Annotated in this window: 26 protein-coding genes and 1 pseudogene; 14 read left to right on the top strand and 13 right to left on the bottom strand. The window is 65.5% G+C overall.

Annotated elements, in window-relative coordinates; all coding sequences use genetic code 11:
* Positions 1-88: 88 nt before the first annotated feature.
* A complete protein-coding gene (locus HS053_RS19555; protein ID WP_206677641.1) occupies positions 89-775 on the bottom strand; it encodes a TnsA endonuclease N-terminal domain-containing protein in 687 nt (228 codons plus the stop codon).
* A 68-nt stretch (positions 776-843) separates the two neighbouring features.
* Here HS053_RS19555 and HS053_RS19550 point away from each other — a divergent pair, with 68 nt between their 5' ends.
* The 11 genes from HS053_RS19550 (at position 844) to HS053_RS19500 (ending at position 12,133) form a co-directional block, all read left to right on the top strand.
* A complete protein-coding gene (locus HS053_RS19550) occupies positions 844-1,860 on the top strand; it encodes an IS1380 family transposase (protein ID WP_299912662.1) in 1,017 nt (338 codons plus the stop codon).
* Positions 1,861-2,225: 365 nt separating this feature from the next.
* Positions 2,226-2,606, top strand: coding sequence for a hypothetical protein (locus HS053_RS19545; RefSeq protein ID WP_174212934.1), 381 nt, complete (start codon positions 2,226-2,228; stop codon positions 2,604-2,606).
* On the top strand, positions 2,603-4,795 hold the full coding sequence (locus HS053_RS19540) for a NosR/NirI family protein (protein ID WP_174212933.1): 2,193 nt from the start codon (positions 2,603-2,605) through the stop codon (positions 4,793-4,795). The genes HS053_RS19545 and HS053_RS19540 overlap by 4 nt, the downstream gene beginning before the upstream one ends.
* A 26-nt stretch (positions 4,796-4,821) precedes the next feature.
* Positions 4,822-6,795: a TAT-dependent nitrous-oxide reductase gene (nosZ, locus tag HS053_RS19535; protein ID WP_174212932.1), complete on the top strand. Its 1,974-nt coding sequence runs from the start codon at positions 4,822-4,824 to the stop codon at positions 6,793-6,795.
* Between the two features lie 5 nt (positions 6,796-6,800).
* A complete protein-coding gene (locus HS053_RS19530; RefSeq protein ID WP_174212931.1) occupies positions 6,801-8,129 on the top strand; it encodes a nitrous oxide reductase family maturation protein NosD in 1,329 nt (442 codons plus the stop codon).
* Complete coding sequence (locus HS053_RS19525; RefSeq protein WP_174212930.1) at positions 8,095-8,991, top strand: ABC transporter ATP-binding protein; 897 nt, start codon at positions 8,095-8,097, stop codon at positions 8,989-8,991. Before HS053_RS19530 ends, HS053_RS19525 begins: the two co-directional genes overlap by 35 nt.
* Entirely contained in the window at positions 8,988-9,809 is an 822-nt protein-coding gene (locus tag HS053_RS19520; protein WP_174212929.1) for an ABC transporter permease, read from the top strand. The genes HS053_RS19525 and HS053_RS19520 overlap by 4 nt, the downstream gene beginning before the upstream one ends.
* Before the next feature lie 2 nt (positions 9,810-9,811).
* Positions 9,812-10,369 carry a nitrous oxide reductase accessory protein NosL gene (locus HS053_RS19515; RefSeq protein WP_174212951.1) on the top strand — a complete coding sequence of 186 codons (558 nt, stop codon included), beginning with the start codon at positions 9,812-9,814 and terminating at the stop codon, positions 10,367-10,369.
* Between the two features lie 4 nt (positions 10,370-10,373).
* On the top strand, positions 10,374-11,279 hold the full coding sequence (locus tag HS053_RS19510) for an FAD:protein FMN transferase (RefSeq protein WP_174212928.1): 906 nt from the start codon (positions 10,374-10,376) through the stop codon (positions 11,277-11,279).
* Between the two features lie 12 nt (positions 11,280-11,291).
* Positions 11,292-11,705: a c-type cytochrome gene (locus HS053_RS19505; protein ID WP_174212927.1), complete on the top strand. Its 414-nt coding sequence runs from the start codon at positions 11,292-11,294 to the stop codon at positions 11,703-11,705.
* 131 nt (positions 11,706-11,836) lie between these two features.
* Positions 11,837-12,133 carry a hypothetical protein gene (locus tag HS053_RS19500; RefSeq protein WP_165016634.1) on the top strand — a complete coding sequence of 99 codons (297 nt, stop codon included), beginning with the start codon at positions 11,837-11,839 and terminating at the stop codon, positions 12,131-12,133.
* On the opposite strand, the gene HS053_RS19495 is transcribed toward HS053_RS19500, so the two are convergent.
* The 10 genes and pseudogenes from HS053_RS19495 to HS053_RS19455 all read right to left on the bottom strand — a co-directional run bounded on the left by HS053_RS19495 (position 12,130) and on the right by HS053_RS19455 (position 17,306).
* On the bottom strand, positions 12,130-12,459 hold the full coding sequence (locus tag HS053_RS19495; protein WP_206677640.1) for a UvrD-helicase domain-containing protein: 330 nt from the start codon (positions 12,457-12,459) through the stop codon (positions 12,130-12,132). The two genes, HS053_RS19500 and HS053_RS19495, sit on opposite strands and share 4 nt — an antisense overlap.
* A gap of 45 nt (positions 12,460-12,504) precedes the next feature.
* A complete protein-coding gene (locus HS053_RS19490; protein WP_423295310.1) occupies positions 12,505-13,194 on the bottom strand; it encodes an RES family NAD+ phosphorylase in 690 nt (229 codons plus the stop codon).
* A complete protein-coding gene (locus tag HS053_RS19485; RefSeq protein ID WP_174212926.1) occupies positions 13,191-13,604 on the bottom strand; it encodes an MbcA/ParS/Xre antitoxin family protein in 414 nt (137 codons plus the stop codon). Before HS053_RS19485 ends, HS053_RS19490 begins: the two co-directional genes overlap by 4 nt.
* A 58-nt stretch (positions 13,605-13,662) precedes the next feature.
* The gene (locus HS053_RS19480; RefSeq protein WP_174212925.1) at positions 13,663-14,340 is read right to left on the bottom strand and encodes a hypothetical protein; all 678 of its coding nucleotides are present in this window, start codon (positions 14,338-14,340) and stop codon (positions 13,663-13,665) included.
* Positions 14,337-14,909, bottom strand: coding sequence for a DNA methyltransferase (locus HS053_RS22410; protein ID WP_241699952.1), 573 nt, complete (start codon positions 14,907-14,909; stop codon positions 14,337-14,339). Before HS053_RS22410 ends, HS053_RS19480 begins: the two co-directional genes overlap by 4 nt.
* 49 nt (positions 14,910-14,958) lie before the next feature.
* A pseudogene (locus HS053_RS22405) lies at positions 14,959-15,354 on the bottom strand (DNA cytosine methyltransferase); the annotation flags it as partial.
* Positions 15,355-15,425: 71 nt separating this feature from the next.
* Positions 15,426-16,433, bottom strand: a complete 1,008-nt coding sequence (locus HS053_RS19470; RefSeq protein ID WP_174212923.1) for a helix-turn-helix domain-containing protein — start codon at positions 16,431-16,433, stop codon at positions 15,426-15,428.
* Complete coding sequence (locus HS053_RS19465; RefSeq protein WP_174212922.1) at positions 16,430-16,825, bottom strand: VRR-NUC domain-containing protein; 396 nt, start codon at positions 16,823-16,825, stop codon at positions 16,430-16,432. Before HS053_RS19465 ends, HS053_RS19470 begins: the two co-directional genes overlap by 4 nt.
* Complete coding sequence (locus tag HS053_RS19460; RefSeq protein WP_174212921.1) at positions 16,822-17,061, bottom strand: hypothetical protein; 240 nt, start codon at positions 17,059-17,061, stop codon at positions 16,822-16,824. The genes HS053_RS19465 and HS053_RS19460 overlap by 4 nt, the downstream gene beginning before the upstream one ends.
* Complete coding sequence (locus tag HS053_RS19455) at positions 17,058-17,306, bottom strand: helix-turn-helix transcriptional regulator (RefSeq protein WP_174212920.1); 249 nt, start codon at positions 17,304-17,306, stop codon at positions 17,058-17,060. The genes HS053_RS19460 and HS053_RS19455 overlap by 4 nt, the downstream gene beginning before the upstream one ends.
* A gap of 603 nt (positions 17,307-17,909) precedes the next feature.
* On the opposite strand from HS053_RS19455, the gene HS053_RS19450 reads away from it, so the two are divergent.
* Positions 17,910-18,533, top strand: a complete 624-nt coding sequence (locus HS053_RS19450) for a hypothetical protein (protein ID WP_241699951.1) — start codon at positions 17,910-17,912, stop codon at positions 18,531-18,533.
* Positions 18,534-18,536: 3 nt separating this feature from the next.
* Here the strand turns inward: HS053_RS19450 and HS053_RS19445 are convergent, their stop codons facing one another.
* On the bottom strand, positions 18,537-19,808 hold the full coding sequence (locus HS053_RS19445) for a tyrosine-type recombinase/integrase (RefSeq protein WP_174212919.1): 1,272 nt from the start codon (positions 19,806-19,808) through the stop codon (positions 18,537-18,539).
* Positions 19,809-20,071: 263 nt separating this feature from the next.
* Between HS053_RS19445 and HS053_RS19440 the strand changes: the two genes are divergently transcribed.
* Positions 20,072-20,512: a hypothetical protein gene (locus tag HS053_RS19440; protein WP_174212918.1), complete on the top strand. Its 441-nt coding sequence runs from the start codon at positions 20,072-20,074 to the stop codon at positions 20,510-20,512.
* A gap of 93 nt (positions 20,513-20,605) precedes the next feature.
* Here HS053_RS19440 and HS053_RS19435 read toward each other — a convergent pair whose 3' ends face one another.
* Positions 20,606-21,496, bottom strand: a complete 891-nt coding sequence (locus tag HS053_RS19435; protein ID WP_174212917.1) for a LysR family transcriptional regulator — start codon at positions 21,494-21,496, stop codon at positions 20,606-20,608.
* A gap of 162 nt (positions 21,497-21,658) precedes the next feature.
* Between HS053_RS19435 and HS053_RS19430 the strand changes: the two genes are divergently transcribed.
* On the top strand, positions 21,659-22,543 hold the full coding sequence (locus HS053_RS19430) for a DMT family transporter (RefSeq protein ID WP_174212916.1): 885 nt from the start codon (positions 21,659-21,661) through the stop codon (positions 22,541-22,543).
* Positions 22,544-23,345: the final 802 nt, after the last annotated feature.

The following is a 23,345-nucleotide window of genomic DNA, read 5'->3' as shown; positions in this document are numbered from 1 at the left end:
CCCGGTGAAACTGCCTCACGCTAGCGAACCGCCGCGCTGCGCCCCCCCGCATACGTTCTGGACCGGGGAGGAACCAGAGGAGGGGGGATTACAACAACATCCTGAACCTGTTCTGGTCGGCATCAGTGGATTTGATGATTTGATACTCCATGCCGCTGGCCGCAGCGATCTGCTGCGCAAAGTCCTTCTTGGCTTGAACGACGGCATCATCAACCTGATGATCCCCCTTTACCTCCACAATGACATACTTCTCGGTACCATCTGGCTCCTCTCTCAAGAAGATGAAGTCAGGGTAGTAGCTCCGAACTGTGCGGCTTTCAGGGTCAATATATTGAACAAAGAAATCAGACTGGCCATGTGTCAGCATGCCAGTGAAGTAGATTTGCTTTACGCGTTTTTCTCGAAGAAGGTCCCAAAAGAGGGTTCTCTCAGAATTGGAATCAAAGCAGTATGCATCAAGGTGAAAGCTCTTTTCTCTTTCATTGTCTTTGACAATGGCGTCGGCCCTGCGAACAATCTTGTCTTTTGCCGCGGTAACCTCATAGTACCCACTTGATGGGACCTTTATGAGTTCCACTTCATGTTCTTCTGATTTGCTTGTTTCATCCAATTCGAAAACTTTGGCAAACAGGCGCGGTATTACCTCGTCATAGAGCAGCTCGTTAAAATCGTTTACGATTTCAACGAGCTTTGCACTGCCTTCCTTTGTTGTTTCCAGCAATTCCTCTATGCTGAATGGCGATTGGTTCAGATATCGGGCGATCTCAGCTACCAAGCTGATCTGTGAGTACACTCGTTTCTTTCGGCGCTCAGTAAGGTCGAAAGTTTGGCTCGAGGACGCACGTGCAGCGTCGGTTGGGACGGTTCGAGACCGAGACGCTGGCTCTGGCCGCGAACCGGGCGGCGCTGGCCGATCTGAACGGCCAATGGATCGACCGGTTTCATGACCGCAACGGGTTGCAATACATCGTGCTGGACATGGACAGCTCGGTCAGCCCCACCCACGGCGATCAGGAAGGTGCTGCCTGGAACGGGCATTTCGACTGCACCTGCTATCACCCCATCTTCTTGTTCAACCAGTTTGGCATGCTGGAGCGCTGCGCCCTGCGTAACGGCAATGTCCACAGCGCCGATGGCTGGCGGGATGTCCTTGATCCCGTCATTGCCCGATATGCTGGCCGCGACCTTGGTGGACGCTTCTTCCGGGCCGACGCTGCCTACGCGATCCCCGCGATCTATATGCGGCTGGAAGAAGCCAGGTTCTTCTACGCCATCCGTCTGCCCGCCAACGCCGTCTTGCGCGAGAAGATCGCGCATCGGCTGACACGGCCCGTGGGACGGCCTTCGCTGACCAAGGTCAAACGGTTCTTCGAGGACTTCGAGTATCAGGCGGCGTCCTGGGACAAGCCGCGCCGCGTCATCGCCAAGATCGAATGGCATCCGGGCGAGCTGTTCCCCAAAGTCGGCTTCATCGTCACCAACCTGCCGATGGAGCCAGACTGGGTGGTGAGGTTCTACAACCAGCGCGGCACCGCAGAGCAGCACATCAAGGAAGGCAAATATGCCTTTCGCTGGACGCGGCTGTCATGCCGGAAGTTCCGGCACAACGAGGTGCGGCTGCAACTGCACGCGCTGGCCTACAACCTGGCAACCTTCCTGCGCTGCATCGAACTGCCCGAGGCCATGGCGGACTGGTCGTTGACCAGCCTGCAACTCAAGCTGATCAAGATCGGCGCCCGCGTCGTCCGCCACGCCCGCGCCATTACCTTCCAGTTGGCCGAGGTCGCCGTCACCGGCCCGATGGTGCGGGCCGTCCTTGCCGCCATCCGCCGTCTTCGAACGCCTCCGTCATGCGCATGACCACGATCCATGCCCAAGCTGAACGAAAGCGGCAGGACAGGTCCGTCTGCCGCGCGGAAAAGCGGCTCTGCCGGGCCAGAATGCTGCGGGTTCGAGGCTTGATCCACCCGACTTCGGCCGTTTGCGCGACGACAGACACCGCTCGGGGCGAGAAACGCTTGCCCAGCGAGCAAAATCAGGCGATCTTGAAGTCAAGCGGCAGGCCACTTGGGGAATGTCGGTCTATATCAGTTTCATATTTTCCCCCTACCGCTAACAATCGATCCATGACCCGTGCCCTGACCCGATTCCTTTGCCTTTTGGCCCTGTTGGCGGTCGCGCTTTACGGCGCGGCGGCCGGCGCCATGGTGGCCAGGGGACCGGCGATGGAGATGGTCATCTGCTCCGAGGGCGGGATCGCCACCGTTCTGCTGGACGCCAAGGGCGATCCGGTCGATTCCTCGGACTGCTTCCACTGCCCGGACTGCCTTGTCCTGGCTTTCGGACTGCCGGCCGGCCCCGCAGCGGAAAAGGCCCCGCCGCGCCCGGCCCGGATGCTGGCCCCGGCCGTCTTGCCCGCGCCCCGGATCCACCTTCGCCCCTTGTCCCGCGGCCCCCCGGCTGCGCAGGTCCAAGCGCTTGATCCCGGTCAATTCTGCGGCTCCTTGCCGCAGGCCCGGGCTTTCGCCGAACCTCTTGAGTTTGGTCAAGCCATCGGTCCCTGTGCGATGGCAGGCAGCGGGCAACGCCAACGGGTTGCCCTATGAATACGCTCGTCCGACTGATCCTCCTTGTCCTCGCCCTGCTGTGTCCGCTGCCCGCGCTGGCGCAAAGCGTGCTGCCCGAATGGCTGGGCAAGGTGCCCGCGGCCGAACTGGTGGAAGGCGCCGACGGCTACGGCCCGATCCGCGAGGACCTGCCGGTCGCCCCGGTGCTGAAGGGCGGCGAGACCATCGGCTGGGCCTTCGTCACCTCGGATTTCGTCGGCACCACCGGCTATTCCGGCAAGCCGATCCATACCCTCGTCGCGGTGGACCCGCAGGCGCGGATCATCGGCATGGATCTGGTCAAGCATTCCGAGCCGATCGTGCTGATCGGCATCCCCGAGGCCAAGATCAAGGCGCTGGTCGACAGCTACATCGGTCTCGACCTGGTGGCCGAGGCGAATTCGGGCGGCACCGCGCATGACGTGGACATCATCTCGGGCGCCACCGTCACGGTGATGGTGATCGACGATTCCATCGTGCGGTCCGGCCTGAAGGCGGCGCGGGCGCTTGGCCTTGGCGGGTTGCAGCCCGAGTCGGCGGCGCAGGGGCCGGCCTTCGAGATCAACCCCGATGCCCCGGTTCCCGCCAGCTGGATGGAGATGGAGGGCGACGGCACCCTGCGCCGGCTGTCGCTGGACGTGGGCCAGGTCAACGCCGCCTTCGCCGCGCTGGACGACAAGCGCGCCGCCGAGCGCGCGCTGACCGAGGCGCCGGAAACCACCTTCATCGAGATGCAGGCGGCGCTGGTCTCGGTTCCCGCCATCGGCGAGGCCATGCTGGGCGAGGCCGAACAGGCCAACCTGCAGAACTGGCTGCAACCGGGCGAACATGCGCTGGTCGTCGTCGGCCGCGGGCTCTACAGCTTCAAGGGCTCGGGCTATGTCCGCGGCGGCATCTTCGACCGGATCGTGCTGATCCAGGACGACGTGTCGGTCCGCTTCCGCGACCGCCAGCACCGCCGGCTGGGCAGCATCGCGGCCGAGGGACACCCGGAATTCACCGAGGCCGACCTGTTCAAGATCCCGGCCGACGTGGGCTTCGACCCGACCAAGCCGTTCCGCATCCAGCTTCTGGTGCAGCGCGAGGTCGGGCCGATCGAGAAGCTGTTCACCACCTTCGACCTGGGCTACCAGCTGCCGCCGCAATACCTGCGCGCCGTGGCGGCCACCGCCCCCGCCGAGGTGCCCGAAGTGGCCGCCGCCGTCGCCGACCGCGACGAGGACACCGCGCAGGCCGAGCTGTGGAAGCGGATCTGGACCGATTCCAAGCTGAAGATCGCCGTCCTAGGCGCCATGCTGGCGGTGCTGACCGGAGTGTTCTTCTTCCAGAGCTTCGCGGTCAGGCACGAACGCCGGTTCTACTGGTTCCGCATGGCCTATCTGGCGGTCACGCTGGTGGTGCTGGGCTGGATGTTCAACGCCCAGCTTTCGGTGGTGAACCTGATGGCGTTGTTCGGCAGCCTGATGACCGGGTTCAGCTGGCAGGCGTTCCTTCTCGACCCGCTGACCTTCATCCTGTGGTTCTCGGTCGCCGCTGCGCTCTTGTTCTGGGGCCGCGGGGCCTATTGCGGCTGGCTCTGCCCCTTCGGCGCCTTGCAGGAGATCACCAACCACATCGCCCGAAAGCTGCGGGTGCCGCAATGGACGTTGCCCTGGGGCCTGCACGAAAGGCTCTGGCCGGTCAAATACATGATCTTCCTCGGCCTCTTCGGCGCGTCGCTGGTCAGCATCGAGCAGGCCGAGCATCTGGCGGAAGTGGAGCCGTTCAAGACCGCGATCATCCTGAAGTTCATGCGCGCCTGGCCCTTCGTGGCCTATGCCGCCGCGCTGCTGATCGCCGGGCTGTTCGTGGAACGGTTCTACTGCCGCTATCTCTGCCCGCTGGGCGCGGCGCTGGCGATCCCGGCGCGGCTGCGGATGTTCGACTGGCTGAAGCGCTACCACGAATGCGGCAACCCCTGCCAGACCTGCGCCCATGAATGCCCGGTCCAGTCGATCCACCCGACCGGAGAGATCAACCCGAACGAGTGCATCAACTGCCTGCATTGCCAGGTGCTGTATCAGTCCGAAACCAAATGCCCCGTCGTCATCAGAAAGCTGAAGCGGCGGGAGAAACTGGCGGAAAGCACTCCGCCGACTCTGGGGCGGCCGCCTGCCGGGCATCCCAACGCCGCCCGCACCGCAGTCTGACAAAATTCAACCGAAGGAGTTCGATCATGGAATCGAAGGATACGAAAGGTCTCAGCCGCCGCGGCCTGCTTGGCGCCGGCGCCGGCGGTGCCGCCCTGGGCGCGCTTGGCGGGCGCCTCGCGCTCGGCCCTGCGGCCCTGGGCCTGGGCGCCGCGGCCGGCCTGACCGCCGGCAGCTCGACCGCCGCGCTGGCGGCCGGCGCGGACGGCGGCATCGCGCCCGGCCAGCTGGACGACTACTACGGCTTCTGGTCCTCGGGCCAGACCGGCGAGATGCGCATCCTCGGCATCCCCTCGATGCGCGAGCTGATGCGGGTGCCGGTGTTCAACCGCTGCTCGGCCACCGGCTGGGGCCAGACCAACGAATCGATCCGCATCCACCAGCGGTCGATGACCGAGAAGACCAAGAAGCTGCTGGAAGCCAACGGCAAGAAGATCCACGACAACGGCGACCTGCACCACGTCCACATGTCCTACACCGAGGGCAAGTATGACGGGAAATACCTGTTCATGCAGGACAAGGCGAACACCCGCGTCGCCCGCGTCCGCTGCGACGTGATGAAGTGCGACGCCATCCTGGAGATCCCGAACGCCAAGGGCATCCACGGGATGCGGCCGCGGAAATTCCCCAGCTCCAACTACATCTTCTGCAACGGCGAGGACGAGGCGCCGCTGGTCAACGACGGCTCGACGATGACCGATGTCTCCACCTACGTGAACATCTTCACCGCCGTGGACACCGAAAGCTTCGACGTGGCCTGGCAGGTCATGGTCTCGGGCAACCTCGACAACACCGATGCCGACTACGAGGGCAAATGGGCCTTCTCCACCTCCTACAACTCGGAGATGGGGATGAACCTGGCCGACATGACCGCGGCCGAGATGGACCATGTGGTCATCTTCAACATCGCCGAGATCGAGAAGGCGGTGGCCGAGGGCCGGTTCGAGGAAGTGAACGGCGTCAAGGTGCTGGACGGGCGGAAGGACGCGAAAAGCCAGTTCACCCGCTACGTGCCGATCGCCAACAACCCGCACGGCTGCAACATGGCGCCGGACAGGAAGCACCTTGTCATCAACGGCAAGCTTTCGCCGACCGCCACCGTGCTTGACGTGACGAAGTTCGACGCCCTGTTCGAGAAGCCCGAGGCCGAGGTCGACCTGCGCAGCGTCGTGGTGGCCGAGCCGGAACTGGGCCTCGGCCCGCTGCACACCGCCTTCGACGGGCGCGGCAATGCCTATACCTCGCTGTTCCTGGACAGCCAGGTGGTGAAGTGGAACATCGAGGACGCGATCAAGGCCTATGCCGGCGAGCAGATCGACCCGATCAAGGACAAGCTGGACGTGCATTACCAGCCCGGCCACCTGAAGACCGTGATGGGCGAGACGCTGGATGCGGCGAACGACTGGCTGGTCTGCCTGTGCAAGTTCTCGAAGGACCGCTTCCTGAACGTCGGCCCGCTGAAGGCCGAGAACGACCAGCTGATCGACATCTCGGGCGACAAGATGGTGCTGGTCCACGACGGCCCGACCTTCGCCGAGCCGCATGACGCGATCTCGGTCCACCCGTCGATCCTGTCGAACATCAAGTCGGTCTGGGACCGCCAGGACCCGATGTGGGCCGAGACCCGCAAGCAGGCCGAGGCGGACGGGGTGAACCTGGACGACTGGCAGGACATGGTGATCCGCGACAAGGACGACCCGAACAAGGTCCGGGTCTACATGTCCAGCCAGGCGCCGCAATTCGCGCTGGAAGAGTTCACCGTGAAGGAAGGCGACGAGGTGACGGTGGTCGTTACCAACCTCGACGACATCGACGACCTGACCCACGGCTTCACCATGGGCAACCATGGCGTGGCGATGGAGATCGGGCCGCAGATGACCTCCTCGGTCACCTTCGTGGCGGGGTCGGCGGGCGTCTACTGGTATTACTGCCAGTGGTTCTGCCATGCCCTGCACATGGAGATGCGCGGCCGGATGTTCGTGGAACCCAGGGACGCCTGAGACCGATGCTGCGCGCCCTGATCCTTGCGCTGGCCTGCCTGGCCCCGCCCGCCTGGGCGCGGGACCTGCAGGTCGTGCCCGGGCCGGGCGCGCTGGCCGAAGCCGTCGCCGGGGCCTCCCCCGGCGATGTGCTGATCCTCTCCGACGGGGCCTATCCGGGCCCCGTCACCATCGACCGCAGCCTGACTGTGCGCGGCCCGCGCGGCGCCGTGGTGGACGGCGGCGGGCAGGGCACCGTGATCACCGTCACCGCGCCAGACGTGGTGCTGGAAGGCTTCACCGTCACCGGATCGGGCAAGGTGAACGCCGACCTCGACGCCGGGGTGAAGATCCTGAAGGGCGCCGACCGGGTGCTGGTGACAGGGCTTTACCTGACCGACAACATGCATGGCGTCGACATCCACGGCGGCCGCGACGTGCGCGTCGCCGGCAATGTGATCGAGGGCCGGCAGGACCCGCGGATGAACGAACGCGGCAACGGCGTCTATGTCTGGAACAGCCCCGGCGCGCTGGTCGAGGGCAACGACATCCGCTGGGGCCGCGACGGCATCTTCTCGAACACCTCGAAGGACAGCACCTACCGCGGCAACCTGTTCCGCGACCTGCGCTTTGCCGTCCATTTCATGTATACCCACCGCACCGAGGTGATCGACAACATTTCGATCGGCAACCACCTCGGCTTCGCCATCATGAACTCGGACCGGGCGGTGGTGCGCGGCAACCTCAGCTTGGGCGACCGCGAGCACGGGGTGATGCTCAACTACACCAACAATTCCGATGTCACCGGCAACCTGGTCCGGGGCGGCACCAAGAAGTGCCTGTTCGTCTACAACGCCCACAAGAACCTTGTCGTCGGCAACCGCTTCCAGGACTGCGGCATCGGCATCCATTTCACCGCCGGGTCGGAACGCAACGTGCTGACCGGCAATGCCTTCCTCGGCAACCAGGAGCAGGTGAAATACGTCGGCACCCGTTTCCTGGAGTGGAGCTTCGAGGGCCGCGGCAACTACTGGTCGGACCATCCGGCCTTCGACCTGAACGGCGACGGCATCGCCGACGGGGTGTTCCGCCCCAACGACCTGATGGACCATATCCTGTGGTCCCAGCCCGCGGCCAAGCTGCTGACCGGCGCGCCCTCGGTGCAGTTGATCCGCTGGTCGCAATCGAATTTCCCGGCCACGCTGCCCGGCGGCGTGGTCGACAGCCACCCGCTGATGGCACCCATCGCCATCCCCGTTCCAGAAGACATCGCCGCGATGGAGGCCCTGGTGGCCGGCCGTTGGGCGCAAGGCAATTTCGATGACATCGACGCTGAAAATCTCGGCACTCACTAAGCGCTTCGCCGAGGTGGCGGCGCTGACCGAGGTGTCGCTGACCGTCGCGGCCGGCGAGCGCGTGGCGCTTCTGGGTCACAACGGCGCAGGCAAGTCGACGATGATGAAGATCATCCTCGGCCTGATCCCCGCCACCGCCGGGCAGGTGGAGGTCTGCGGCGCCGCGCCGGGCAGCGCCGGGGCGCGGCGGCAGGTGGCCTACCTGCCCGAGAACGCCGCCTTCCACCCCGCCCTGACCGGGCTGGAGCAGATGCGGCACTACCTGTCGCTGCGCGGCGAAAGCCCGTCGAAGGCGATGGAGCTGCTGGAGCAGGTCGGCCTCGGTCCTGCCGCCCGCCGCCGCATCGGCACCTATTCCAAGGGGATGCGCCAGCGCGTCGGCCTGGCCCAGACCCTGATCGGCACGCCGCGACTGCTGGTTCTGGACGAGCCGACCTCGGGCCTCGATCCCGTCTCGCGGCGCGACTTCTACGCGCTCTTGGACGGGCTGGCGGCGCGGGGGGCCTCGATCCTGCTCAGCAGCCATGCGCTGACCGAGGTGGAGGCGCGGACCGACCGCATCCTGATCCTGTCGAAGGGCCGGATGGTGGCCGAGGGCAGTCTGGCCGACCTGCGCCGCCGCGCCGACCTGCCGGTGATGCTGCACGTCACCCCGCGTCCGGGCGCGGGCGAGGCCGTCGCCGCCGCGCTGCCGGGGGCGGAACCCCGGGCCGACGGGCTGGTTCTGTCCTGCGGGCAGGGCGAGAAGCTGGCGATGCTGGCGCGCATTGCCGCGCTTGGCGATCTGGTCGCCGACCTGGACGTGGCCCCGCCCAGTCTGGAGGACCTCTACAGCCATTTCAGCAAGAGGGACGGGCAATGAGCCGCATCCTCGCCACCGCCGGAACCGAATTCCGCATCGCGCTGCGCAACCGCTGGGTCGCCATCGCCATGGTGCTGATGGCGCTGTTCTCGCTGGTGCTGGCCGCCGCCGGATCGGCCCCCACCGGGGGCCTCGGCGTGGACAGGCTGTCGGTCATCGTCGCCTCGCTGACCTCGCTGGCGGTCTATCTGGTGCCGTTGCTGGCGCTGCTGATGAGCTTCGACGCCATCGCCGGGGAACTGGAGCGCGGCACGCTGCCGCTGCTGCTGACCTATCCCGTCAGCCGGGCCGAGGTGCTGGCGGGCAAGCTGATCGCCCATCTGGCGGTGCTGGCGCTGGCCTGCGCCGTGGGCTACGGGCTGGCCGCCGCCGCTGCCCTCTGGGCCGATCCCGCGGCCAGCGCCGGCTTGCCCGCAATGCTGCGGCTCCTGGCAACCTCGGTCCTGCTGGGGGCCACCTTCATCGGCATCGGTTACGCCCTTTCCGCCCTGTCCCGCCGCCCCTCCGGCGCCGCCGGGCTGGCGGTCGGGCTGTGGCTGGGGCTGGTGGTGCTTTACGACCTCGGCCTCCTTGCCGCCATCGTCGCCGACAACGGCGGCTGGTTCACCGTCCACGGCTTCCCCGCCGCCCTGCTGGCCAACCCGGCCGATGCCTTCCGGCTCTACAACCTGTCCGCCTCCGAGGCGACGGCGGCGGCGGCGGGCGTGGGCGGCGCGGCGGCCACGGTGCCGGTCTGGCAATCCCTGACCTCGATCCTGCTCTGGCCGGTGCTGGCGCTGGCGCTGGCCATCGCCGCCTTCCGAAAGGTGATCCCATGACCCTGAAACGCGCGCTGATCTTCGTGCTGGCGCTGGCGGCCTGCCGCGAGGAAGTGACCCAGAACACCGATCCGGTGGAACTTACCCCCGAGGCGGTGGGTTACTTCTGCCAGATGAACATGCTGGAACATCCCGGCCCGAAGGGGCAGGCGCATCTTGAAGGATTGCCCGGCACGCCGCTGTTCTTCAGCCAGATCCGCGACGTGGTGGCCTATGTGCGGATGCCCGAGCAGAGCCACCGCATCCTCGCCCTCTGGGTCAGCGACATGGGCGCCCCCGGCGCGACTTGGGACGACCCCGGCGCCGCCAACTGGATCGACGCCACGACTGCCTTCTATGTCGTCGGCGCCGCCATCGAGGGCGGCATGGGCGAACAGGAATTCGTCCCCTTCGCCGACCGCGACGAGGCCCGCGCCTTCGCCGAGGCCAACGGCGGCAGCGTGATGCGGCTTGCCGAGATTCCCGACGCGCTGGTGATCCCGCCCGAACAGCCGGATACCGGCGAAGACCCGGATTACGAACGCCGCCTGCGCGACCTGTCCGACCAGACCGGAGGATGACCCGATGCTGAGCCGCCGCCGCTTCCTTGCCATCTCCGCCGCCTGCTGCCTGCCCGTGCCGGCGCTGGCGCAAGAACTGCATGTCGCCACCGGGCAGGCGCTCGGCGCCCGCGTCACCCTGCGGCTGTCGCATCCCGACGCCGCCGCCATCGCCGCCCGCGCCTTGGCCGAGATTTCCCGGCTGGAGCAGGTGTTCAGCCTCTACCGCACTGATTCGGCGCTGATGCGGCTGAATGCCTCCGGCACGCTGGAGGTCCCGCCCTTCGAGTTGCTGGAATGCCTGACGCTGGCCGGGGCGGTCCATGCCGCCAGCGGCGGGCTGTTCGACCCGACGGTGCAGCCGCTGTGGGCGCTCTACGCCGAAACTGCGGTGCAGGGCCGCCTGCCGACCGAGGACGAACGCAAGGCTGCGCTGGCGCGGACCGGCTGGCAGAACCTGCGGATCGGCCCCGACCGGATCGCGCTGGCGCCCGGCATGGCGCTGACGCTGAACGGCATCGCGCAGGGCTACATCGCCGACCGGGTGGCCGCGCTGCTGGAGGCCGAAGGGCTGGCCGACATCCTGATCGACACCGGCGAGTTCCGCGCCCTCGGCGGCGATCCGCGCGGCGGCGACTGGCCGGTGCATCTGGCCGAAGGAGGGCAGGTCGGCCTGCGCGGCCGGGCGCTGGCGACCTCTTCCCCGCTCGGCACCACCTTCGATGCCGCGGGCCGGGTCGGCCATATCCTCGACCCGCGCACCGGCACCCCCGCCGTCCCGGTCTGGCGGGCGGTCAGCATCTCGGCCCCCTCCGCCGCGCTGGCGGACGCGCTGTCCACCGCCGCCTGCCTGATGGAAGTCAAGGCGGGCATCGAAACCCTATGCGAGAAATTCGCCGAAACCAGACCCGAATCCATAACGCCAGCCTGAAAGGACCAAACCATGATCCTCCGAGTCAGCACCACGACCCTTGCCTTCCTCGCCCTCGCCCTGCCGGCCCTTGCCCAGGGCGACGCCGAGAAAGGCGCCAAGGAATTCAACAAGTGCAAGTCCTGCCATGCCATCGTCGATCCCGAGGGCAACGCGGTCGTCAAGGGCGGCAAGACCGGCCCCAACCTCTGGGGTGTCGTCGGCCGTCAGGTGGCCTCGGACCCCGACTTCAAATACGGCGACTCCATCCTGTCGGTCGGCGCGGCCGGCAAGATCTGGGACGAGGCTTCGCTGGTCGAATACACCAAGGACCCCGCCGCCTGGCTGAAGGCCGAGACCGGCGATGACGCCGCCAAGTCGAAAATGACCTTCAAGCTGAACAAGGGCAACGAGGACGTGGCCGCCTACCTGGCTACCATGAAGTGACCCCGGTCCCCGCGCGCCCTTGGGGTGCGCGGGCCGCTTTCCGGCCTCCTGCCGGGACTGTTCCCTTGCGGCTTGAAAATGTTCCCTGTTCGTTCTATATCAGGGGGCCGATCAGCAAAGGGAGTTCCGCCATGGAAGACCCCGATTTCCCCCTGTCCCCCACCCCGCGGCAGATGGCCTATGCCCGCTCGCTCGCGCTGCGGAACCAGACGCTCCTGCCCTGGGAGGTGCAGCGCGACCGCCGCAGCCTCTCGGCCTGGATCGACGCGCAGGCGCGGCTGCGGCCGCTGTCGCCCACCGATCGGCTGCCCAGTTCCAAGCAGGTGGCCTTCGCCGAGCGGCTGGCCCGGATCAAGCGCCGCGCGGTGCCGGAGGAATGCTTCCGCGACAAGGGGCTGATGTCGAAATGGATCGACGGCAACCGTTAGGGGGCGGCCCTGCCGCGGCCTTCCGTCGCCCGGACCGCGGCGGATTTGATGTGAAATGTCCCGAGGTACATCTCATTCAGATTGAAACTGATTTCCAGTTCAGAGAGCCGGTTCGATATCCGGGTGGTCAGCTCTCGGGCCGCCTTGTCAGTGAATGTGACGACGAGCAGGCTTTCCGGGGCGATCTTCTTCTCAATGATCAGATGAACAATTCGTTCCACCAAGGTGAATGTCTTGCCCGAACCTGGGCCCGCGATGATTAGTACGGGTCCATCCACAGCCTCAATAGCGTCAAGCTGGTTTGGATTTACGGATGTGCTGGACAAGCTCTTTCGAGTCATGGGTGCGCAACAGAACTGCTAAAGGGTGTGCTATGCAACTTGAATGATTTCCTTGGTTTCGATGTTCCTGACATAGTCGACAGCCGTCCCGTTCCAGTGATAGGCGAAATGCGCGCCTTGGGTGGGGATAGGGATCACGTCGGGCCAAAAGACGGCGATGCATTGACCATCGGGATAGCGGATGCTGGGCCAAGTGATGCCGTTTGACCCGGCTGCGCGCCGCTCGGCCCCGAAGACCTGCGAGGCGCGGTAATCGTCGGGATCCAGTAGATCGGCACGGCCGGTGGCGTCGTCCAGATCGGCATCGATGGACCCGATCAGTTCGCGGAACTGCGACGTCCAGCCGGGGGCCTCGTTCGTGGAACGCATGAAGCGGGCGTGGTGGTGGATGGTTTCGGCGATGGCCACTTCGGTGCGGTCGCCCGCATAATAGAGGCCGAAACTGCCGTCTGAGAACCGCCCCGGCCGCAGGGGCGAGCAATGGACGAAAGGCGCCATGACCCAGCTCGCGCCGGGCCCGGTCACGCGGCGCGCGACCGGCACCTTCGACAGATCACCGATGCTGTCGCGGATGCGCGGGTTGAACTTGGCCTCGGCCGAGGCCAACGCCTCCCAATCGGCGGGGTCGGCGATGTCCTCGAACAGGTCGATGGGCGGATGGATGGAGCGGATGATGCGGACAGTGCGTGGCCATGTCACGCGGCGGACAGGCACATTCACCAGGCACCCCGTTCGGCATCCAGATAGGCCCGCAGGTCGATTAGGTCGGTGATCTCGCCCCGCAACATGATGTCCAGCGCGCTGCGGCCACCAAAGGCCGTGCTGGGCTTGCGGATCCACGCATAACCGCGGGCAGGTTCGGTGAAGAGATACCGCAGCGACTTGTGGATGCCCATCAGGATCGCCATCCGCGCGCGCAGGTCCCGGTCGATGCGCCCGATGTCGCCAACCTTCCAGCGCGCCCATGTGCGCTGGGTCATGTCGCCCAAGAGCACGCGCGCCTCAGCGTCCGTCAGGCCCCAGGCGCGGAACAGGTTGACGGTGGTGCGTGCCAGCGCCGCCGCTTCCTCGTCGGTGATGACAGGAAGGTCGGGTCGGGCGATGATCGGCTGGACCGTGGCGAACTGCATGGTCGTTCTCCTTTGGCATCAATATAGTCATTATGTGCCAAAAGGCAATGGCGATCCGTTACCCGGACGGACGCACCCTCGCCCAAGGGGCGGGACGGGGCATCGCCCCTGTCACCTCGACCTCTCGCAGCATCCCGCCCGCGATAAGCCCGTCCCGAACCCAGCCCAGCGCCTGCCGCCAGTCGTCATATCCCCGCCGGGCGGCCTCGATCTGCTGCGGGTGGGGGGAGAATGTGACCGGGCAGGCGAGGATGTCGATTGTCTTCCAAGTGGCGCGCGCATTCGCGCCGCGCACGCGGATGCGTTCGACGCCCACGATGATGGTTCCCGCATGCGTGCCATGCTGGTTCTGCTTCACGATGGTCGGCACGCAGCGCGGCACAGCGCCCGGCATCCAGTCCGGGGTCAGCCCGGCGCGGGCCAGTTCGGCGACGCGGATCGCCATGCGCTTGCCGCCGAGGCTGTCGGGGATCCCGGCGACGGTGGCGGCGATCACCTCGGCGTCCTCGTGGGTGTAGCCGCCGATCTTGTGCTGGCCGCCGTCGATCTTGCAGCCCAGCACGGCGCGTTGGAGGAGGACGTATTCGAGGCCGAAGCCGAAGCCTTCCTCGGTGACGTCCGGGGGCAGGGGCAGTTCCAGCTGCGCCTGTTCGATTCGGAACGCCCATTCCAGCGCCGCCTGCACGCCCAGCGCGCGCTTGATCCTGGTGCCGCTGACGCGGCCGTGGAAACTCATGTCTGCAATCCTTCAAGGAAATCCATCTGCGCCGGGCGCTGGGCCGCATCGGTCGGTTGCCAGATCCACGGGCCCGAGGCCGTGGGCAGCTGCGAGAGAGCGCCACGCATGTGCTGCTGCCAAAGGGTGAACTCCGTTGCCGAGCAGGCGCAGAGCGCGTGCCCGATGGGCCAGCCCATCAGCCATCCGACGAAGAGCGGGTTCAGCCGCCGCCGCGACCGGCCCTTCAGGATCCGCCGCGAGACAGCGCGCCCATGCGAGGCAATCATCGAAGCCCAGAGCGGGCGCGAGATCGGGGCGTGCGGCGAGGACCGCTGCCCATGCTGCAAGGTCACCGGGCGCGGGCGGGTGAAGCCCTGCTCCGCTCGGTAGTGAAGCAGGTCCATCCGGGACTTGCCGTCCATGCGGGTGATGCTGTCCGCGCTGCTGCCCTTCCAGTTCTGCGCCGCAGGCGTCGGCCACTGGTTTGGCAACGCCTTCGCGATGCCCAGCGCCAGCGCCTCGGCCTTCCGGGTAAAGTCGCTGTTCCCGGCCGGGTTGTAGCGGTCGGTGCCGGGATGCAGGCTCATCGGTGTGGGCCAGGATGAAGATGCGCAGCCGTTCATGCGGCGCGCCGACCTCAGCCGCCGAGAACAGGCCCGCCGCAGGCGTATAGCCCAATCCCCAAAGCTCTCGCAGGACGGTCTCGAGGCCGAGGGTGACGTGACCGGCGACGTTCTCGAGGAAGACCCATTCGGGACGGCATTCTCCGATGACCCGGGCGACGTCGGGCCAAAGGTGGCGAGGATCGTCGGCGCCGCCACGTTTCCCGGCCGCGCTGAAGGGCTGGCAAGGGTATCCGGCCAGGACGGCATCGAAGGCGCCGCGGAAGGGCCGGGCATCGAAGCTGCGCAGGTCGGTCCAGATCGGGGCCGGGGCGAAGTATCCCGCGCGCTGGGCGGCGATGAGCACCGCCCTTGGCCAGCTCTCCCATTCGACGAAGGCGCGGGTGTGATAGCCGGGTTCGGCGAGCATGAGGCCCAGATCAAGGCCTCCGCCGCCTGCGCAGAGGGACAATCCGTGCCGGGGACGTGACACCATGTCATTCACCGCACCCCGCGCTCGCGCAGGCGTTCGGCTGTGACCAGCCCGCGGGCCAGCATGGCATCGCGCATCGTGTTGCTGATCGCGCTGACCGGCAAGTACCGGTCGGAATTGACCAGATCGGCGTAGAAGGCGGGCAAGTCGGTGATCGGCTTTGCGGCCGGGGCAGGGGGTGTCTTGGGCGTCCTGCGCTTCCGGCCCACAGCCTCGACCTTGCGCTGGGCTGCGCGCTGCATCACCCGGTCCAGTGCCTTCGGCCCATCGGGTGGTTGGGGATGCTCCTCGCGGCTGGCCTCGGCCGTAGCGATGATCTCCGCCTCGGTCAGGCCCAACTCGTCGCGCCAGCGCTGGACGTGCAGCCGGGGCGGCCAGCCTTGCCACCAGCCGGGCAGGGCGGCGGGGTCGAGGCCCAGCGCTGCCAGCAGGTCTCCGAAAACCTCATCGGAAATCGCCTCGCGCGCCTGCGCGCCCTCCTCCTCCTTTACTGGTTTACTTAGAGGTTCCCTTACAGGGTTAGTGTCCGAAATCCGGACACGGCTTTCGGCATTTTCCGGACACGGCTCGGCCTGAAAATCGGACACGGCTTCCGCATCGGTGCCGTGTCCGAAATCCGGACACGGCAAGGCATCGGCCATTCCATCGACATCACAACCATAGGCATCGTCGAGGCTTTCCGCGGCACCGTCGTCCCCGTGCCCGATTTCCGGACACGGCACCACAGCCACAGGTGTGAAGCCCGGCTCGAACCCCAGGATGTAGCGTGTCGGCAGCTGGCGCTTGGTCACGGGGTCAAGCCGCGGCACCCGCCGCAGCAGGCCCACCGCCTCGAGCTGGCCAAGGTGATCGTTCAGCGTGGACCGGCTGATCTCGCAGTCATGCGCCAGCCGGTCCTGCGAAGGAAAGCAGCCGTAATCCGGGTTGAACCGGTCGCAGAGGTGCCAGAGCACGATCTTGGTCGTCGGCTTCAGCCCGCGCTGCTTGATGGCCCAGTTGGTGGCCTCGTGGCTCATGGCGCGGGCCTCCGTGGGGCAGCGGCGATGCGCGTGGTGAAGCCGTAATCGGCCAGCGCGCCCAGCGCATCGTCGAGACTGCGGACCAGCGCCCAGCCAAAACCCTGCGCCCGGACGGCATCGCGAAATGCCTCCTGCTCCGGCCGCAGCCGCCCCTTCGGAGCCTTCAACTCGAGGAACAGGACGCGCCCATCGCACAGGACCATCAGATCGGCGAACCCGGCATGGACGCCCATGCCGACGAGGATCGCCTGGCGCTTGGCCCCGCGGGGCCCGGACTCGGTGACCTCGTTGGCGCAGTGATGGATGATGGCGGTGCGGGGCAGGGCGATGCGCAGCGCTTGGACGACGGTACGCTGCAAATCGGCCTCGGGGGTGCCACGGCGCATCATCGCGCGGCCCTCCCCTGATCCTCGCGCTGGGCGCGGCTGACCGGTCGCCGCGCTTCGATCACCACCAGCAGGCGCTGCGCCTCGGCCCGCTCGGACGAGGTCTCGCCATGCTGGACCAGCACGTTGCAGGCGAGCCGGATCAGGAGATCGCTGTGATGTGCGACATCGGCCATGACGGCGCGGGCCTCGGCCACGCGGTCGGCGGGCCAGGCGGGTGTGCGGGGCTGGATGGTCATGACCGCCCCCGCGTCTTGCGCACCGGATGGGCCTGTTCCTGCGCGCGGATCCATTCCTGAATGGCGGCGCGGCGATAGAAGGTCTTGCGACCTATGCGTGTGCAGGGCGGCCCCTGGCGGCGGGCTTCCCACCGGGACAGCGTGTCGGCCGTCAGGCCCAGCGCCCGGGCCAGCTGCTCCCGGCTGATCCAGTCGGACAGCAAGTCGGGAATGTCCTCGTCAAGATCGGTCTGAATGTCCTTCATGGGCTGCTCCATTCGCCTTTCGCACCTCTGGCGGGGGCCGGGTCAGCGAAGCAGAGCGCGAGGACCGGAAGACAGGCGGAAGGTGGAATTGCAGTCCTCCGACCTATTCCACCCCTTGTTTCATTGGACTTTTCTGGATTCTGTGAGTCGGAGCCACCCCAGGCAAACGCCTCCGCGGCCGTCATCTGAGGCGGTTCCGGGCGGCGATCCATGCACCAGCGTCACCGCTCTCTCCGGGGAGGGCGCTTTGACCGGCCTTCGGACGGATTCGGCGCTTCCGAGGGGACCGGAACGACCGGAATAGGTCGTTCCGGTCGGGTTCCGCAGGCACTCGACGATATCCACAGGTTCTTTCTTTGTTCGTGACGAACAGCACAGGATTGTGGTTGCGTGCTCGCCTTCCGGATGCATAGATTCATGGTTGAGCAGTCCATAAGAATCGAAAAGACGAACACAGTCGGATGTGCGCGCCGGTCACGGTGTGCCTCTGGCCTACAGGCGGTTTTCCTCGACGACGTGCTCTGAACCCCAGTCTGCCCACGTGCTCGGCACGGCGGGTCATTTGTAACCTGCATGCCGACGGCCCTGGCCGAAGGATGCCGCATGTCTGAAAGGCGTTTCCCGATGCCTCTGCCGCCTGTTGCCTTCCATTCGATCTATGAGCTGGCCTTTCGCTGGAACCGTCATCCGGCCGACGTCGCGGGCTGGGCGGCGGCGGGGCACCTGAACGTTGTGACCGGCATTCCCCCGGTGCTCTGCGGAGCGGAAACCGTCGCAGGAATGGTGCAGGTGCCGATGGCCGAATTCATGGGATTGTTTCGAAGGATCGGCCCGAGCGACGAGCATGCGCGCCTCAAGCGTGTCATGCCCCTTGGGGCGACGACCTGGCTGGCGATCACGGACCCGGCCGAGGGCCTGCTGGTCCGGTCCTTCGACCTGCTGGTGGATGCCGGAAATCTGCATCAGTTCGAGGACGAGCGGGAATTGCTGCCGCGTCTGGTTTCCACCATCGGTGCCACGCCGCGCTACGACTGGGATGCGATGTATGCGTGGCTGTTCTGGTTCGCCCACGAGAAGGGGCTTCCAGAAACCAAGACCGCGCTGGTCTCATTGGTGCAGGACTGGTTCGTGCAGAACTCGAAGTCCGGGGAGGTCCCCGATGAAAGCACCATCCGCAAGCGGCTGACCTCGCTCTGGAGCAAGTTGCGCGGCGAGGAGCCGATCTGATGCTCAGGCCGACTTCGGCAGGTCGGCTCCGTCCTGTGCCGCGTCATGCACAAGGCGTGGCCGCGGGCGCAGGAGGCTGGCCACCGTGTCGACGCCCGCGCGCAGGGGCGAATCCATCAGGTGTGCGTAGCGCTGAGTGGTCTGCATCTGGCTGTGGCCCAAGAGCTTGCCGATCATTTCCAGCGATGCGCCGCCGCTGACCAAGAGCGAGGCGAAGGTGTGGCGAAGGTCATGGATGCGGACGTCGGCCAGCCCGGCGTCCTTCTGCACTTTGGCCCAGAAGCGGCGGATTTCCCGCACGGGCTGGCCGACGGTGTCGCCGGGGAACAGCCACGGGTTCCCGCTCGGCACCGCCTGCTGGCGCAGCCGCACGATGGCCGCCACGTCCTGCGAGATCGGCACGCGGTGGATCTTGCGCTGCTTGGTGGTCGAGGCGGGTTTCGACCAGATGGCGTAGTCGAGGTTGAACTGTTCGAACCGGGCCGTCCGGACCTCGCCCACCCGGGCGCCGGTCAGCATGCACATCCGGATGATCGCCGCGGCGCGCTGATCCTCGGCGGCATCGAGCACGGCCGCCAGCCGGGTCAGCTCTTCGGGCGACAGAAACCGTTCGCGGGCATGTTCGATGCGCCGGTGGAACCCCTGCGCCGGGTTGTCCGTCCGCCATTCCCACTCCATCGCCAGCGTGAACATCTTGCGCAGCACCTCGCCCATGCGGTTGGCGCGGATCGGGGTGGGCTTGTGACCCTGCAACTTACGGGCCCGGTTGTTGGGCTTCGCCTTGCAGGGGCGAGGCCGCCCCTCGGCCACGAAATCGAGGAACTTCGCGACGTCGGACTTGGTGATCTCCGTCACCAGCCGGTTGCCCCAGGCCGGTTCGACCATCTTCTTCAACATCGACACCTGGTCGCCCGCATTGGTCTTGGCGAGTTTCGGCAGATGCTCGGCGATGTAGCGATCGATCATGTCCGTGATCCGAGGGGCCCCGCGCCATTCGTCGCGCGCCGCCAAAGGATCCTGCCCCTCGTCGATGGAGCGGCGCAGTTCCTTGGCGCGTTCGCGTGCGGCCGTGACACTCCACTCCGGCCAGCGCCCGATGGTCATCCGCCGCTGCCGCCCGGCGTGCCGGTAGTCGATGGTGAAGGTCCGCGCACCCGAGGCCTGAACCCGGGCCGCGAAGCCGATCACCTCCGTGTCGAAGATCTGATAGCTGACGCCGGGCTTCGGCTCCGCCTCGCGCAGGGTTTTCTCATTCAGTTTCAGTCTCTTGACCATCCATTCCGCCTCCTTGCCTGACGACACAGGCGTAGACCCGCGCCACTATCAAGTCGGACCACGGGGCAGGGACCGGAATACAGGCGGAAGGTGGAACTGGATGCCGGGGGAAAATTCCGGAAAGGAAAAACAAGGTGTTACGCGACTTGGCCCAGTGCGCGGGGTTGGGAAAAGACGGACGCACTCCACCATCTTCGCCGATGGTTTGATCGGGATCTGCGCATGAGGTAATCCTGTCGGAACGCCCCTATCCCGAAACTGCCATGCCCAGCGCCAAGCCCCCGAGAAACCTGACGCCCGTGCTGTGTCAGCGCCTGCAAGCCGAGATGCTGAAGGCCTGCGAAGCCGTCGCCGCTCGTCATGGCCTGGTTGTCGAGCCGCGCGACATCACCGGTGTCGACCTGCGCTGGGGGTTCGATGCCACGTTCCGCATCTCGATTCCACTGCCAGATGGCACAGCCCTCGACCCCGAGCGGCTGCGGTTCGAGGCGCTGGCTGAGGCCTTCGGGCTTTCCCCCGCCGACTACGGCCGCCTGTTCAGCACCGGGCGCGAGCAGTTCCGCATCACCGGCATCGACCCCCGCCGCCCGAAGTACCCGGTGTCAGCCGAGCGAATCCCGGACGGCCAGGGGTTCAAGTTCACCGCAGAACAGGTGGCGCTGTTGCTGCAAAAAGGCATGAAGGATGTGACGCCGAAGGGGTAGGGGAGGGGCTTTCGGCCCTTTGCAGGCGTTCCAGGCAACCGTTAGCTGCGCCCGCTTCTGGGTAAAAGGTTGCCGCTGCGTCGTCTGCAGGCGTCACACCACAAGCGATAGCCCACCGTACCGGCTGACCTCCGCTTCCACCTCGGCAATCAGACTGTCGAGGGCTGGATTGCGGGCCTTGCGGGCGCGGCGGACGACGTAGGCAAGGTCGGGCGGCGGAGGAAGGCGTGAACGGATGATCTCCATTTCCGGCCGGATGTGACGATCACTCAGCAGCGCCACGCCAAGGCCCGCGAGAACACCCGCCACGATCCCCGCGGCGCTGGAACACTCGAACACGGTTTCCAGAAGCGCACCATCGTCCTGTCCAATGTCCAATGCCCAATGGCGGTAAAAGCAGTCGTCATCGAAGGACAGGAACGGGATCGGACCGTCAACCGGAAGGGGCGATCCCGCAAGCTTCACCCAGTGCAGTCCTTCACGGAACAAGACCACATCGGTTGGTCGCACTTCATGCGCGAAGATCTGGACGATGGCGGCGTCCAGCTCACCCCTGTCCAACATGCCGCGCAGGACGACGCTCATCCTGACCTTGGTCCGCACCGAGACCTGCGGATGCAGACGGTGGAAACGACCAAGGATGCGCGACAGATCCGTGCAGGTGGTGTCCTCGGTGAGGCCCAGTTGAATGCGACCGGCAAGATCGGTCTTGGTGAGGCTGAGAAGCGCTTCGTCATGCAGGCCTAGGATGCGGGCGGCGTAGTCTAGAAGGTCCTGTCCTGCGCCGGTGAACATCGGCGCGCCAGCGCGACGGTTCAGAAGGTCGCAATCGAGGCTGGTCTCCAACCGCTTCACCTTATGGCTGACGGCGGATTGAGTCAGCCCAAGTGCCTCGGCGGCGCGGGTCACGCCCCCGTGCTGCTGGATCGCACGCAGCGCCCGCAAGGCATCGATGTCAAGGCGGCGGGTGGACAGATCAGACATGCGGCTTCCCGTGTTTCTGCCCAAAAGGTGACAGAAAAGCTAAAAGACGGCAAATCCTCATTACATGAATGACATAACTTTCATTGCTTCATCGAAATTTGTCATACCAACAATCCCGGCGCTCCGCGTATTCCAGTTAGGCAACCGAACGGAAAGACCGGAATGACCACCCTGAGCACCTCGTCTCCGACCCTGCACCCCCTCCTGTGGCCGGTGATGGCGACATTACTGGTGATCGGTTGGAGTTCAGGCTTTGTCGGCATTCGTTTTGCAAATGAAGAGGCCAGCGTCTTTCTGCTCCTGTTCTGGCGCACGTTTCTGTCGGGTCTGATCCTGCTGCCCTTCGCCCTGTGTTTCGGACCGAGGCTTCGCTTGCGCGCCATCGGGTTCCAGATGGCGTTCGGGGTGCTTTCGGTGTTTCTCTACCTTGGCGGTTTTGCCCTTGCCATTGAGCAGCGTGTTCCGACAGGGCTGGTCGCGCTGATCTCGGACCTCCTGCCGCTAGCGATTGCGGCCCTGTCGCAGCCGGTGCTGGGCGAGCGTCTGTCAGGGCGGCAATGGGTCGGAACCGCGATCGCCGTTGTTGGGGTGGTGATCGTGTCGTTCCACAGCTTGACCTTCGGAACAGCGCCGCTTTGGGCCTACGGCCTGACCGTGGCGTCGATGCTGATCTTCGCGCTGGCGTCGGTCCTGCACAAAGGGCGCGAGGAACTGCGCATGCCCTGGTATCAGGCGCTGTGCATCCAGACACTGACCGGCGCTTTCCTGTTCGGCGTCAGCGCGTTGCTTGCGGGCGATGGCCTTGCGCCACCGATGACAACCAGTTTTGCGATCGGCATGGCATGGCTGGTGTTGATCGCCACTTTCATGACCTATGCCGTCTATTACACAAGTCTTCGGCTGTTCCCCGTCGCCAAGGTCAGCGCGGCCATCTATCTCAGCCCGCCCGTGACGATGATTTGGGCATGGGCACTGTTCGGCGAGCCGCTCACATTCGTCATGTTCGCGGGCCTCGCTGTGACCCTTGTTGGGGTTTGGCTCACGTAACGTCACGATTTGTTGCGTTGACACGAAATTGGGCAGACGCTGGCTGGCAACACTGCGTGAGTCAGCTTTCCGCCCTTCGCGTCATGATCGGTGTATGCGACCGTGGTGATGGTCTATCACAGTTGATGAGCATCGCTTGTCAACGTCTGGTCAACCCGCGAATGCCTTCCTGAGCGCACGTCGATCCGCCCAAATCCGGCGAGAAACGTCGAGAGTTCGCAAAAGAATCCGCCATTCCAAAGGCTTGTCCACTAAGTCCCTGAAAACAAAAGAGTCAAAAAAATCAATAGGTTCGGCTCATAACCTGAAGGCCGCAGGTTCAAATCCTGCCCCCGCAACCAGCTTATACTATACAGTTCAATCGCTTAAGAGCCGCCCTCACAGGCGGCTTCTTGCGTTCAAAATCCCAGGTCAACAATAGGTCAACAAACGGACGAATTCCGCATGCGATTCCAGTGGGATAGTAGGCGGGCAGGATCAGAAACGCGCGAAAACCGCACCGGGCAAAGACAGACAGGAAAGGCGGCTCATTGGGCCTCGAGCTTCTTCCCGGGTTGGCTTTCGTCACACTTGATGAACGACGTGGCACGAGCGGTTTGCACAACGAAGATCAGCCTCCCGCAAACCCGACGCGGTTCAATTCTTGGAAATGTCGATGCCTACCAGAATGCGGGCACCTGTAGCGACAAGACTGTAACTGAACTACTCGTTCGGGGCAGTCTAGGGTCAGGACTCACAACCAATAGATGACAGTCGCGGCGAGGGCGCAGGCGGAGAGGAAGAGGATCGGGCAGCGGTCGTA

Source organism: Tabrizicola fusiformis, assembly GCF_013328815.1.
In the GTDB taxonomy this organism is placed as follows: domain Bacteria; phylum Pseudomonadota; class Alphaproteobacteria; order Rhodobacterales; family Rhodobacteraceae; genus Fuscibacter.
This window is presented reverse-complemented; position numbering and strand designations above follow the sequence as displayed.

What these genes read in the sequence shown, in the direction of transcription:
- nosZ (WP_174212932.1), top strand. Translation starts at nt 4,822, where the DNA reads ATGGAATCGAAGGATACGAAAGGTCTCAGCCGCCGCGGCCTGCTTGGC.
- HS053_RS19505 (WP_174212927.1), top strand. Translation starts at nt 11,292, where the DNA reads ATGATCCTCCGAGTCAGCACCACGACCCTTGCCTTCCTCGCCCTCGCC.
- HS053_RS19500 (WP_165016634.1), top strand. Translation starts at nt 11,837, where the DNA reads ATGGAAGACCCCGATTTCCCCCTGTCCCCCACCCCGCGGCAGATGGCC.
- HS053_RS19480 (WP_174212925.1), bottom strand. Translation starts at nt 14,340, where the DNA reads ATGAGTTTCCACGGCCGCGTCAGCGGCACCAGGATCAAGCGCGCGCTG.
- HS053_RS19450 (WP_241699951.1), top strand. Translation starts at nt 17,910, where the DNA reads ATGTCTGAAAGGCGTTTCCCGATGCCTCTGCCGCCTGTTGCCTTCCAT.
- HS053_RS19525 (WP_174212930.1), top strand. Translation starts at nt 8,095, where the DNA reads ATGACATCGACGCTGAAAATCTCGGCACTCACTAAGCGCTTCGCCGAG.
- HS053_RS19510 (WP_174212928.1), top strand. Translation starts at nt 10,374, where the DNA reads ATGCTGAGCCGCCGCCGCTTCCTTGCCATCTCCGCCGCCTGCTGCCTG.
- HS053_RS19545 (WP_174212934.1), top strand. Translation starts at nt 2,226, where the DNA reads ATGGAGATGGTCATCTGCTCCGAGGGCGGGATCGCCACCGTTCTGCTG.
- HS053_RS19530 (WP_174212931.1), top strand. Translation starts at nt 6,801, where the DNA reads ATGCTGCGCGCCCTGATCCTTGCGCTGGCCTGCCTGGCCCCGCCCGCC.
- HS053_RS19435 (WP_174212917.1), bottom strand. Translation starts at nt 21,496, where the DNA reads ATGTCTGATCTGTCCACCCGCCGCCTTGACATCGATGCCTTGCGGGCG.
- HS053_RS19540 (WP_174212933.1), top strand. Translation starts at nt 2,603, where the DNA reads ATGAATACGCTCGTCCGACTGATCCTCCTTGTCCTCGCCCTGCTGTGT.
- HS053_RS19460 (WP_174212921.1), bottom strand. Translation starts at nt 17,061, where the DNA reads ATGACCATCCAGCCCCGCACACCCGCCTGGCCCGCCGACCGCGTGGCC.
- HS053_RS19445 (WP_174212919.1), bottom strand. Translation starts at nt 19,808, where the DNA reads ATGGTCAAGAGACTGAAACTGAATGAGAAAACCCTGCGCGAGGCGGAG.
- HS053_RS19520 (WP_174212929.1), top strand. Translation starts at nt 8,988, where the DNA reads ATGAGCCGCATCCTCGCCACCGCCGGAACCGAATTCCGCATCGCGCTG.
- HS053_RS19440 (WP_174212918.1), top strand. Translation starts at nt 20,072, where the DNA reads ATGCCCAGCGCCAAGCCCCCGAGAAACCTGACGCCCGTGCTGTGTCAG.
- HS053_RS22410 (WP_241699952.1), bottom strand. Translation starts at nt 14,909, where the DNA reads ATGAGCCTGCATCCCGGCACCGACCGCTACAACCCGGCCGGGAACAGC.
- HS053_RS19470 (WP_174212923.1), bottom strand. Translation starts at nt 16,433, where the DNA reads ATGAGCCACGAGGCCACCAACTGGGCCATCAAGCAGCGCGGGCTGAAG.
- HS053_RS19465 (WP_174212922.1), bottom strand. Translation starts at nt 16,825, where the DNA reads ATGATGCGCCGTGGCACCCCCGAGGCCGATTTGCAGCGTACCGTCGTC.
- HS053_RS19485 (WP_174212926.1), bottom strand. Translation starts at nt 13,604, where the DNA reads ATGCAGTTCGCCACGGTCCAGCCGATCATCGCCCGACCCGACCTTCCT.
- HS053_RS19455 (WP_174212920.1), bottom strand. Translation starts at nt 17,306, where the DNA reads ATGAAGGACATTCAGACCGATCTTGACGAGGACATTCCCGACTTGCTG.
- HS053_RS19430 (WP_174212916.1), top strand. Translation starts at nt 21,659, where the DNA reads ATGACCACCCTGAGCACCTCGTCTCCGACCCTGCACCCCCTCCTGTGG.